We start from the raw sequence: 12103 nt of genomic DNA, 5'->3' as shown, positions 1-12103 counted from the left end.
CGGGAGGGGACCCCGCCTTCGGGCTGCGGGTTGAGGGCGTTCCCGGGGTTGAGCGAGATTCAGCCGTTCGCCGGATCGGCGAGGCGGGAGCGTCCGACCGGGGGCCGCTCGCTCCACAACTGGAGTCCGATGTCGACGAGTTCGACGCGTTCGAGGTCGGGGACGGCGGCGAGCGGATGCCAGGCGGCGACGTCGGTGGAACCGCCGATCTCGTTGCGCAGCTCGCCGCCGGTGACCCGGGTCTCGTAGATGATCCGCAGCCCCTGGAAGTCCCCCGGTCCGGCGAGCCGGCGCAGCCAGCCGCGGCGGATGGAGTCGATGCCGAGCAGGGCGACCGGCTCGGTGACGTACCCGGTCTCCTCCTCGACCTCGCGGACGACGGTGTCGACCGGCTCCTCGCCGTGGTCCATCCCGCCACCGGGCAGGGTCCATCGCTTGGCCCCCGCCCTGTCCACCCAGCGGGCGAGGAGCACCTCGTCGTCACGGACGCACACGGCGTAGGCCGCCACCCTCAACTCCTGTTTCATGAGGCGAGGTTAGAACCAGTACGCCGGGTACGTCCGCCCGGCGGCCCGAGCGCCCGCGAGGCCGACAGAGACGAGCAGCACGCTCGCGAGGGCGAGCAGGGCGAGGAAGCTCCAGAACGGCGGATTCTGAAGGGCGACGATCACGGCCGTCGCCGCGGCGGGCGAGTGCGGGGTGCGGGCCGCCATCATGACGCCGAGCGCGAGCCCGCCGGCGAGGGCCGCACCCCAGAGGCCGGGTCCGGCGACGAGCAGCACGGAGAAGCCGGTGAGCGCGGAGAGCAGTTGGCCGCCGACGACCGAGCGGGGCTGGGAGAGCGGCAGATCGGGCGCCCCGGCGACGAGCGCCATGCTGGCGGCCAGGGGTGGGATCAGCAGCGGCTGGTGCAGCACGGCGCCGAGGGCGACGAGGGCGAGCAGGGCCGCGACGCTGACAGAGGTGGCCGTGGCCATGGCACGGGGGTGGGGGCGGGCCGGGGCGGATGCCATTCAGGAGTCCAGGGGTGGGTTGGCGGGCGAGTACTCGGGGTGGGACCAGCGCAGGGGGCTGGCGGACGGGGTCTCGACGGTCCGCTCGATACGGAAGCGGGTGGTACGGACTCCGTCAGGGTCGTACGCGGTCCGGGCGCGGCCGGTCAGTCGGACCGTGGTGCCGGTGTGCCAGTCGAGGAAGAGCAGACCCGCGCGGTCGTCGGTCTCCAGGTTGCCGAGGGTCAGGAACATCGCGTTGCCGGGATAGTCCGGCCAGCTGAGTTCGGTGGGCGAGTCGACCCGGACGAAGCCGGGGTGGCCGCCGCGGTGGCTCGCGTCCGCGCCGTCGGGGGCGACGGTCGCGATGAAGAAGGTGTCGGCCGCGCGGACGAAGCGCTCCTGGTCGGGGGTGAGCGCCGTGCCGTGGTGCGGGGCTCCGGGTGGGGTGGTGGTGTCGGGCGCGTACAGCTCGCGCTTCTGGAGGTACTTCGGGCAGTTGGAGAAGACCTGTTCCGCTTCGACGGTGAAGCCGCGGGCGCTGGGGCGGGCGAGGCCGTTGAGGCGCATACGGCGGCGGGTGCGGGGGTCCAGGGCGATCGTTCCGACGGGGGTGCCGTCGGGAGCGCCGTCGGGGACGGGGAGGGACGCCGCGACCGAGATCGTGTGCGGACCCGTCGCCCGGACGAAGCCGGGGGTGCCGGTCAGGAGGGTGCACCAGACCCGGCCGTCGGCGTCCGCCGCCCCGAGCACCAGCATGGGCTGGAGCTCGAGGAAGGCGGCGGCGATGGGGCGGATGCCGGTGCCGATGGATCGGCCTACGTGGGCGGCGAGGTCGCGGACGCCGACGCGCTGTTGGACGGCGAGGGAGCCTTCGTTGTAAGCGGCCATGGGGTCCTCCGAGAGTGCGGGCTCGTCGTGTGCGGGGCCCAGGCACCGGGCCCTTGCGCGGGCAGCGCGTTCGTTGGCGTTGTGCCCACCCGTCCCTCCCCCTCGGACTGCGTCCTGGGGGGACCCCCAAGCGGAACGATTGCCCACAACGCAGCCGGCTTCTAGAAGAAGCCGCAGGTCGGGGCACCCTCCACCGGGGCTTCCGTGCTCTCCGCGCCCGCCGGGGCGAAGATCTCCAGGCGGGTGCCGTCCGGGTCGTGGAAGAAGACGCCGCCCGAGGAGGCGCCCTCGGCGTGGGGGACCACGCCCTCGTAGGCGAAGGAGGTGCCGCGCTCCTTCAGGGCCGCCTCCGCCGCCCTCACCCGGTCGATCGACTCGGCCTCGAAGGCGAGGTGGTGCAGGCCCGCGCGGGCCGAGTCGTACGCGCCCTCCGCCTGCTGCCAGAGCGTGAGGACCAGCCGGCCGCCCTGCCCCAGGAGCGCGAAGCGCCGGCCCTCCTCCTTGCCCTCGCGGAGCAGCTCGAAGCCCAGCACGTCCGCGTAGAAGCCGAGCGAGCGCTCCAGGTCCGTGACGTTCAGCCCGATGTGGCCGGTGTTCAGCGTTCCGATCGCCGACATGGCGGTTCCCCTCTGATCGACTGACTAACCTCTCAATTCGACTTTAGAGGTTAGTCAGTCGCCGCGCAACCGGTCACGTAACCTTGAGGGGTTAGTTCTTCGAGGAGGGTGTCCGCCATGACCGTTTCCGACCCGCGGCCCCTGCTCGGCGAGCCCGTCTCCCTCGACCTGCTCAACACCCGCTGGATGTCGGACGGCGTACGCCAGGACCTGCTCGCGGACACCGACGGCCTGGGCGTCTGGCTCACCTCGAACGGGCTCGACGAGCGCTTCGCCGCCGACGCGACGACCCTGCGCCACACACTCGCCGCCCGTGACGCGCTGCTCGCCCTCGCCGACGCCCCGGGCGACCCCGCCGCCATCGCGCGCGTCGACGCCGTCCTCGGGCACGGCCGCATCCGCGCGACCCTCACGCCCGAGGGGCCGGGCGAGGAGCCGGAGTTCAAGGACGCCGCCTGGGGTCCGGCCTGGACCGCCGCGCGCGACTACCTCGACCTGCTGCGCACCGCGTCGGACCGGATCCGGGCCTGCGCCCACGAGGCATGCATCCTGCACTTCTTCGACACCTCGCGGAACGGCACCCGGCGCTGGTGCTCGATGACGACATGCGGAAACCGGGCCAAGGCCTCGCGCCACTACGCCCGTACAAAGGACAACTAACCGGCGGTACGCAGGAGTCGACTCGTCCCGCTTCAGGGCGATACATCCCCCCGTGGCGTAACCCGTCCTGTGGCGGATGTATGCCACGGCCGTAAACCGCCGTCGACAACTCTCCACAAACCCCTGTCACTTGCGATTGGCTGAGCGGTCATCCGGTACCGAAATCCGGACCCTCTTCTTTCACAAACAGGGATGTAAATGACCACCCCCGAATCGCAGAGCTCCATACCCGGGCGCTCGACCCCCGGGCACAGACGCGCGGCCCGTATCGCCGCCGCCGCCGGACTTGTGACCGCGCTCATCGCGGCCGGTGCTGCTCCGGTCCTGGCCGCCGACGACCCGGCGACCACTCCTCCGGTCAAGTCCGCCGACTCCGCCGACAAGCTCGGCCCGACCGACGCCCAGCGCCTCACCGAGGCCGAGGCCACCGGCGAGCAGAACGTCACCATCCTCGTCGCGACCGCCCCCGGCGCCACCGAGCAGGTCGCCGGCCAGCTCGACGCCGTCCAGGGCGCCTCGGTCGGCAGGCAGGACGACAAGCTCGGCTACGTCCGCGCCACCATCCCGACCGCCAAGGCGGAGGCCGCGATCACGGCGGCCACCAAGCTCTCCTCCGTCCAGTCGATCGACCTCCAGGCCGAGATCAAGCTGGACGACCCGACCCCAGACGCGGGCGCCACCGGCCCCGTCGAGGGCACGACCGTCTCGCGGACCTACCCGGCCCCGAGCAAGAGCACCCCGGCGAAGAACCCGTACAACCCGTCCCACGAGACGGGTGCGGTCGACTTCGTCGAGAACCACCCCAAGGCCGACGGCCGCGGCGTGACCATCGGCATCCTCGACTCCGGTGTCGACCTGGGTCACCCGGCGCTGCAGAAGACCACCACCGGCGAGCGCAAGATCGTCGACTGGGTCACCGCCACCGACCCGCTGACCGAGGGCGACGGCACCTGGCGCGCCCAGATCACCCCGGTCGCGGGCCCCGTCTTCACCGCCTCCTCGCAGTCCTGGAAGGCGCCCGAGGGCTCCTACCAGTTCAGCCGCTTCAACGAGGCGATCACCGCGGGCGGCGACCCGGCCGGTGACATCAACCGCGACGGCGACACGGCCGACCTGTTCGGCATGCTGTACGACCCGGCCGCCGGCACCGTCCGCGTCGACACCGACCAGAACAACGACTTCACGGACAACGCGCCGATGAAGCCGTACAAGGACGGGTACCAGATCGGCTACTTCGGTACCGACAACCCGGCCACCGAGGTCGTCGAGAAGACGCCGTTCGTCGTCGAGATCCGCAAGGACGTCGCGATGGACCCGCTGGGCGGGACCTGGGTCGGCCAGAAGCGCGACTTCGTCAACATCGGTGTCGTCGAGTCCTCGCACGGCACGCACGTCGCCGGCATCACCGCCGCCCACAGTCTCTTCGGCGGCAAGATGAACGGCGCCGCGCCCGGCGCGAAGATCGTCTCCTCGCGCGCCTGCACGTGGACCGGCGGCTGCACCAACACCGCGCTCACCGAGGGCATGACGGACCTCGTCGTCAACCGTGGCGTCGACATCGTCAACATGTCGATCGGCGGCCTGCCCGCGCAGAACGACGGCGACAACGTCCGCGCCCGCCTCTACACCCGTCTGATCGACCAGTACGGCGTGCAGCTGATCATCTCGGCCGGCAACTCCGGCCCGGGCATCAACACGATCGGCGACCCCGGCCTGGCCGACAAGGTCGTCTCGGTCGGCGCGGCGATCTCCAAGTCGACCTGGGCGGCCAACTACGGCTCGGCCGTCACCAAGTCGTACGCCATGTTCCCCTTCTCCTCGCGCGGTCCGCGTGAGGACGGCGGCTTCACCCCGACCATCACCGGTCCGGGCTCGGCCGTGAACACCATCCCGACCTGGCAGGCCGGCTCCGGCGTGCCCGAGTCCGGCTACCCGCTGCCCGCCGGCTACGGGATGCTCAACGGCACCTCGATGTCCTCCCCGCAGGTCGCGGGCGCGAGCGCGCTGCTGCTCTCCGCCGCGAAGCAGAAGCGCATCGAGCTCTCGCCGCTCAGCCTGCGCACCGCGCTCACCTCGACCGCCCACCGGATCTCCGGTGTCGCGGCCCACGAGCAGGGCTCGGGTCTGATCGACATCAACGACGCCTGGGAGTCGATCAAGGACGGCGCCACGGCGCACGAGTACAAGGTCGAGGCCCCGGTCGACACCGCCATCTTCCCGGCCCCGCACACCGGCACCGGTGTGTACGACCGTGAGGGCGGCCTGAAGGTCGGCCAGAAGAAGGTCTACGACGTCACCATCACGCGCACGACCGGCCCGAACCGGGCCATCGAGCACGAGCTGGAGCTGAAGTACAACGACGGCACCTTCCGGATCCTCGGCGACGACGAGATCGACCTGCCGCTGAACAAGCCGGTCACCGTCAAGATCCAGGCCCGGCCGACCTCGGCCGGTGTGCACAGCGTGATCCTGGAGGCCGACGACGACCGCACCGAGGGCGTGGACAAGCAGATCCTCGCCACCTCGGTCGTCGCGAGCGACCTGGCCGCGCCCGGCTTCGCCTTCTCGGCGTCCGGCTCGGTCCAGCGCAACAGCCACAAGTCGTACTTCGTGACCGTGCCGCAGGGCGCGAAGACCCTCGAGGTCGCCCTCGGCGGTCTGAAGGAGAAGAGCCAGACCCGGTTCATCTCCATCCACCCGTACGGCGTGGCCTTCGAGTCCACCGCGTCCAACGTGTGCTACCCGCACTACAACCCGGGCAACGGCTGCCGTGCGGACCTGCGTTCGTACGCCAACCCGACGCCGGGCGTCTGGGAGATCGAGGTCGAGTCCCGCCGTACGTCGCCCGACCTGGACAACCCGTTCAAGCTGGACGTCTCGGTGCTCGGCGCCGACTTCGACCCGGCCGTGCAGACCGTCGCCGAGGCGAAGGTCGGCACCCCGGCCGCCGTCGAGTGGACGGTCACGAACAAGTTCGCGGCCCTCGACGGCAAGCTGAAGGGCGGCCCGCTGGGCTCCCTGAAGGCCGAGACGCCGACGATCAAGCACCACGAGCAGCAGACGAAGACCGTCACCATCGGTGAGGGTGTCGACCGGCTCGACATCTCGATCGGCAACACCTCCGACAAGGCCGCCGACCTCGACCTGACGGTCCTGCGCGACGGTGTGCAGGTGGGCCAGGCCGCGGACGGCGACTCGGAGGAGGCCGTCTCGCTGGTCAAGCCGGCCGCCGGTACGTACACCGTCGTGATCGACGGCTACTCGGTGCAGGCCGAGGGTGGCACGACCTTCGACTACAAGGACGTGTACTACTCGGCCGCGCTCGGCAGCGTCCAGGTCGACGCGTCGAAGAGCTACCCGCTGGCCAACGGCGCGAACGCCAAGGTCGGTGCCGAGATCCTCGTCGCCGGTGCCGCGCCCGAGGGCCGGCAGTTCTTCGGCGAGGTCCAGCTGCTGAACGCGCGCGGCACGGTCGCGGGCGCCGGCAGCGTGGTGATCGGCAAGGTCACTCCGTAACACCGCCGTACGAGTGAGAGGCGGGCGCCGGAACCGGTGCCCGCCCCTTCCCCGTCTCCGCTTCCGTCGCCGTGTCCTCCCGCTCCCATCGCCGTTTCCGTCCCGATCCTCGGACAATGGATTGGACAAGGCGGGCCGGGACATACGCATCATGGACGGCAGCAGCCTGCACAAACGTACGGAGGAGTCCCCGTGAAGGTCGGAATCGTCGGAGCCACCGGTCAGGTCGGCACAGTCATGCGCAAGATCCTGGCCGAGCGGAAGTTCCCCGTCGACGAGCTGCGGCTCTTCGCCTCCGCCCGCTCCGCCGGCACCGTCGTGGACGGCGTCACGGTCGAGGACGCCTCCACGGCCGACTACACCGGCCTGGACATCGTCCTGTTCTCCGCCGGTGGCGCCACGTCCAAGGCGCTCGCCGAGAAGGTGGCCTCCCAGGGCGCCGTCGTGATCGACAACTCCTCCGCCTGGCGCCGCGACCCCGAGGTCCCCCTCGTCGTCTCCGAGGTCAACCCGCACGCGATCAAGGACCGCCCCAAGGGCATCATCGCCAACCCGAACTGCACCACGATGGCCGCCATGCCGGTCCTCCGGCCGCTCCACCAGGAGGCCGGCCTGACCGCGCTGGTCGCCACCACCTACCAGGCCGTCTCCGGCTCGGGCGTGGCCGGTGTCGCCGAGCTGCGCACCCAGGCGTGCGCCGTCGCCGAGAACGCCGACCAGCTGGCCTTCGACGGCGAGGCCGTCGCCTTCCCCGAGCCGAACGTCTACCGGCGCCCCATCGCCTTCAACGTGGTGCCGCTGGCCGGCAACCTGGTCGACGACGGCACGCACGAGACCGACGAGGAGCAGAAGCTCCGCAACGAGTCCCGCAAGATCCTGGAGATCCCCGAGCTCAAGGTCTCCGGCACCTGCGTACGCGTCCCGGTCTTCTCCGGCCACTCGCTCCAGGTCAACGCCCGCTTCGAGCGTCCCATCAGCGTCGAGCGCGCCTACGAGCTGCTCAAGGACGCGGAGGGCGTCGAGCTCTCCGAGATCCCGACCCCGCTCCAGGCCGCCGGCAAGGACGTGTCGTACGTGGGCCGCATCCGCGTGGACGAGACCGTCGACAACGGTCTGGCGCTGTTCCTCTCCAACGACAACCTGCGCAAGGGCGCCGCGCTGAACGCGGTGCAGATCGCGGAGCTGGTCGCCGCGGAGCTCGGCCAGGGCTGACCGGATCCGACAGACGCGGGGGCGGCCGGGATCCGGCCGCCCCCGTCGCGTCCCCACGACGTCGCCGCGGTGTCCCCCGCCGTGTCCCCGCGTCGTCCCCCGGCGAAACGTCGTCCCCCGGCGGAATTCGGACAACGCGTTCGAAGCCGGGCCTCGGGATGACAGGATCCGCAGCATGACCCAGATACCCAAGGGTGCCAACATCCCGGTGCCCACCCAAATCCTCCAGGTCGCCGTCGCCTGGCAGGCCGTGCCGGGGACACCCGATGTGGATGTCTCGGCGCTGCTGCTCGACGCGGGTGGACGGGTGCGGGGGGACGCGGATCTCGTCTTCTACAACCATGTCGAGCACCCCTCGGGCACGGTGCGGCATCTGGGCAAGTCGGCGCCCGGCGCGCCCGGCGAAGCGGCCGCGGACTGGCTGTGGCTGGACCTGGCGCGTGTGGAGCCCGCCATCGAGCGGGTGGTGGTCGCCGCCTCGGCGGACGGCGGGACCTTCGGGCAGGTGCCGTCCCTGGACGTACGGGTCACGGACCTGGCGGGCGCGCCGGTGGCGTACTTCGCGATCGGAGACGCGACCACGGAGACGGCGTTCGTCTTCGGCGAGTTCTACCGGCGGGAGGGCGGCTGGCGGTTCCGCGCCGTGGGGCAGGGGTACGCCTCCGGTCTCGCCGGCCTCGCGACGGACTTCGGCATCGTGGTGGAGGCCCCGCCGCCGCCGATCCCGGGCCCGGGCTACGTCACCCCCGCCCCGCCGCCCGTCCCCGGTCCGGGGTACGCGGCCCCCGTGCCGGCCATGACCCCCGCCCACTCCCCCGCCCCGGTCGCCGTCGACCCGTTCTCGACCGACTTCCGCCCCTCCGTCCACCAGGGCCGCGGCAAGGAGACCGTGCACTGCGACCCGTCCCTCCCGCCGGGCTGGGCGCTCCTGGAGATCGAGTCGTACCACTCGATCTCCACCACCATCGAGTCCTGCGACGCCTACGGCCGGGCCGAGGACTACCTGCTCATGGCGTACGAGGACGACGTGCGGGCCCGTACCGTCGCGCTCGTCCCGCGCGGCCGGCCGCTGTCGCTGCGGGTCGAGGCGGACACCCCCTGGACCCTGCGGGTCCTCCCCCTCACCCACGCCCGCCGCTTCGACAGCCATATCGAGGGTCACGCGCACGACCTCGTCGTCTACGACGGGCCGCCCGCTGTCCTCGACTTCCTCCACCACGGCGAGTCCAACTTCACCGTCCATCAGCACACCCCGCCGAGCGAGCCGGAGTACGACGCGGAGGACCAGGACCTCCTCGTCAACGAGATCGGCGAGGTCCGTGTCAGCGCGCCCGTACCGGGTCCCGGACTGCTGCGGATCAGCGGTGACGGACCCTGGAAATGTGCGGTGCGGCGCTGAGGCACGGCGTGGAAGGATGAGCCAAACGTCACGAAACCGAGGAGTTGACCGGGTGCCTGGCACAAACCTGACCCGTGAAGAGGCGCAGCAGCGGGCGAAGCTGCTGACCGTGGACGCGTACGAGGTCGACCTCGACCTCTCCGGTGCGCAGGAGGGCGGCACCTACCGGTCCGTCACCACCGTCCGCTTCGATTCCGCCGAGGCCGGTGCGGAGACCTTCATCGACCTCGTCGCCCCCGCCGTGCACGAGGTCGTCCTCAACGGCGACGCGCTCGACGTCGCCGCCGTCTTCCGCGACTCGCGGATCGCGCTGGCCCATCTGCAGCAGGGACCGAACGAGCTGAAGGTCGTCGCCGACTGCGCGTACACCAACACCGGTGAGGGCCTGCACCGCTTCGTCGACCCGGTCGACGACCAGGCGTATCTCTACACCCAGTTCGAGGTGCCGGACGCCCGTCGCGTCTTCGCCTCCTTCGAGCAGCCGGACCTGAAGGCGACCTTCCAGTTCACCGTGAAGGCGCCGAGCGGCTGGACGGTGATCTCCAACTCGCCGACGCCGGAGCCCAAGGACGACGTGTGGGTCTTCGAGCCCACTCCGCGGATCTCGACGTACATCACCGCGCTGATCGTCGGCCCGTACCACGCGGTGCACTCGACGTACGAGAAGGACGGGCAGACCGTCCCGCTCGGCATCTACTGCCGTCCGTCGCTGGCCGAGTTCCTCGACTCGGACCACATCTTCGACGTCACGCGTCAGGGCTTCGACTGGTTCCAGGAGAAGTTCGCGTACGACTACCCCTTCGCCAAGTACGACCAGCTCTTCGTGCCGGAGTTCAACGCGGGCGCGATGGAGAACGCGGGCGCGGTGACCATCCGCGACCAGTACGTCTTCCGCTCGAAGGTGACGGACGCGGCGTACGAGCGCCGGGCCGAGACGATCCTGCACGAGCTCGCGCACATGTGGTTCGGCGACCTGGTCACCATGGAGTGGTGGAACGACCTGTGGCTGAACGAGTCGTTCGCGACCTTCACCTCGGTCGCCTGCCAGGCGTCCGTGCCGGGCACCCGCTGGCCGAACGCCTGGACCACCTTCGCCAACGCGGAGAAGACCTGGGCCTACCGCCAGGACCAGCTGCCGTCCACGCACCCGATCATGGCCGAGATCAACGATCTCGAGGACGTGCTGGTCAACTTCGACGGCATCACCTACGCCAAGGGCGCCTCGGTCCTCAAGCAGCTGGTCGCCTACGTCGGCCAGGACGAGTTCTTCAAGGGCGTGCAGGCGTACTTCAAGGCGCATGCCTTCGGGAACACGCGGCTGTCGGACCTGCTCGGCGCGCTGGAGGAGACCTCCGGGCGTGATCTGAAGGCCTGGTCGAAGCTGTGGCTGGAGACGGCCGGCATCAACATCCTGCGTCCGGAGATCGAGACCGACGAGAACGGTGTCATCACCTCGTTCGCCGTCAAGCAGGAGGCCCCGGCGCTGCCCGTCGGCGCCAAGGGCGAGTCGACGCTGCGTCCGCACCGGATCGCGATCGGCTTCTACGACCTGGACGCGGCCGGGAAGCTGGTCCGCACGGACCGGGTCGAACTGGACGTCACCGCCACCGAGCTGACCCGCGTGGCGCAGCTGCAGGGCAAGACGCGTCCGGCGGTGGTGCTGCTCAACGACGACGACCTGTCGTACGCCAAGGTCCGCCTGGACGAGGTGTCGCTGAAGAACGTCACCGAGCACCTCGGCGACTTCACCGAGTCGCTGCCGCGCGCGCTGTGCTGGGCCTCCGCATGGGACATGACCCGCGACGGCGAGCTGGCCACCCGCGACTACCTGGACCTCGTCCTCTCCGGCATCGCCAAGGAGACCGACATCGGCGTGGTCCAGTCGCTCCAGGGCCAGGTCAAGGCCGCCCTCGACCTGTACGCGGCGCCGGAGTGGCGCGAGGCCGGGCTGACCCGCTGGACCGACGCGACGCTGGCGCACCTGCGCGCCGCCGACGCGGGCAGCGACCACCAGCTCGCCTGGGCGCGGGCCTTCGCGGCCACCGCCAGGACCCCGCAGCAGCTGGACCTGCTGGCGGCCCTCCTGGAGGGCCGCGAGTCCATCGAGGGCCTGGCCGTCGACACCGAGCTGCGCTGGGCGTTCGTGCAGCGGCTGGCGGCGACCGGCGTCTACGACGAGCCGGAGATCGCGGGCGAGCTGCAGCGCGACCCGACGGCCGCGGGTGAGCGGCATGCCGCGACCGCGCGGTCGGCCCGTCCCACGGAGGCGGCTAAGGCGGAGGCCTGGGCGTCGGTCGTGGAGTCCGACAAGCTGGCGAACGCCGTGCAGGAGGCCGTGATCGGCGGCTTCGTGCAGACCGACCAGCGTGAGCTGCTCGCTCCCTACACGGCGAAGTACTTCGCCTCGATCAAGGGCATCTCGGAGACCCGCAGCCACGAGATGATCCAGCAGATCGTGGTGGGCCTCTACCCGACGATCCAGGTCTCGCAGGAGACCCTGGACGCCACGGACGCGTGGATCGCGGAGAACGACCCGGCGCCGGCGCTGAGGCGTCTGGTGACGGAGTGCCGCGCGGGCGTGGAGCGCGCTCTGAAGGCGCGGGCGGCGGACGCCGCCGCGGCGTGACGGCAGGCAGGTGAACGACGAAGGGGCACCCTCCCCCACGGAGGTGCCCCTTCGTCTGTTTGAGTCCGCTCGGCGGGCGGGCGTCGGCGCGGGGGGGGGGGGCGGGCGCGCGGGGGGGGGCGCGCCCCCGCCCCCGCCCCGCCGCGGCCCCCGGGCGGGGCGCCCGCCCCCGCGCCGCGCCCGCGCCCCC

At 71.2% G+C, this 12103-nt stretch carries 9 protein-coding genes; 5 read left to right on the top strand and 4 right to left on the bottom strand.

Features of this window, described 5'->3' with window-relative positions:
* Positions 1-59: 59 nt before the first annotated feature.
* The 4 genes from ACFVZW_RS24190 to ACFVZW_RS24175 form a co-directional block, all read right to left on the bottom strand.
* Positions 60-527: an NUDIX hydrolase gene (locus ACFVZW_RS24190; RefSeq protein WP_384524816.1), complete on the bottom strand. Its 468-nt coding sequence runs from the start codon at positions 525-527 to the stop codon at positions 60-62.
* A gap of 9 nt (positions 528-536) precedes the next feature.
* On the bottom strand, positions 537-977 hold the full coding sequence (locus ACFVZW_RS24185; protein WP_384524813.1) for an HPP family protein: 441 nt from the start codon (positions 975-977) through the stop codon (positions 537-539).
* 36 nt (positions 978-1013) lie between these two features.
* Positions 1014-1883, bottom strand: a complete 870-nt coding sequence (locus ACFVZW_RS24180; protein WP_384524810.1) for a pyridoxamine 5'-phosphate oxidase family protein — start codon at positions 1881-1883, stop codon at positions 1014-1016.
* A gap of 161 nt (positions 1884-2044) precedes the next feature.
* Positions 2045-2500 carry a VOC family protein gene (locus ACFVZW_RS24175; protein ID WP_384524807.1) on the bottom strand — a complete coding sequence of 152 codons (456 nt, stop codon included), beginning with the start codon at positions 2498-2500 and terminating at the stop codon, positions 2045-2047.
* A gap of 117 nt (positions 2501-2617) precedes the next feature.
* On the opposite strand from ACFVZW_RS24175, the gene ACFVZW_RS24170 reads away from it, so the two are divergent.
* The 5 genes from ACFVZW_RS24170 to pepN all read left to right on the top strand — a co-directional run bounded on the left by ACFVZW_RS24170 (position 2618) and on the right by pepN (position 11913).
* Complete coding sequence (locus ACFVZW_RS24170) at positions 2618-3160, top strand: CGNR zinc finger domain-containing protein (protein WP_384524804.1); 543 nt, start codon at positions 2618-2620, stop codon at positions 3158-3160.
* Between the two features lie 198 nt (positions 3161-3358).
* Positions 3359-6676 carry a S8 family serine peptidase gene (locus ACFVZW_RS24165; protein WP_384524801.1) on the top strand — a complete coding sequence of 1106 codons (3318 nt, stop codon included), beginning with the start codon at positions 3359-3361 and terminating at the stop codon, positions 6674-6676.
* Positions 6677-6868: 192 nt separating this feature from the next.
* The gene (locus tag ACFVZW_RS24160; RefSeq protein WP_384524798.1) at positions 6869-7888 is read left to right on the top strand and encodes an aspartate-semialdehyde dehydrogenase; all 1020 of its coding nucleotides are present in this window, start codon (positions 6869-6871) and stop codon (positions 7886-7888) included.
* A 175-nt stretch (positions 7889-8063) separates the two neighbouring features.
* Positions 8064-9287, top strand: coding sequence for a TerD family protein (locus ACFVZW_RS24155; protein WP_384524794.1), 1224 nt, complete (start codon positions 8064-8066; stop codon positions 9285-9287).
* Positions 9288-9339: 52 nt separating this feature from the next.
* Positions 9340-11913, top strand: a complete 2574-nt coding sequence (pepN, locus tag ACFVZW_RS24150; protein WP_384524791.1) for an aminopeptidase N — start codon at positions 9340-9342, stop codon at positions 11911-11913.
* Positions 11914-12103: the final 190 nt, after the last annotated feature.

The sequence above is a fragment of the Streptomyces sp. NPDC059567 genome, from assembly GCF_042735655.1.
Classification (GTDB): domain Bacteria; phylum Actinomycetota; class Actinomycetes; order Streptomycetales; family Streptomycetaceae; genus Streptomyces.
The sequence above is the reverse complement of the archived record's forward strand: the minus strand, read 5'-3'. Positions and strand labels throughout refer to the sequence as shown.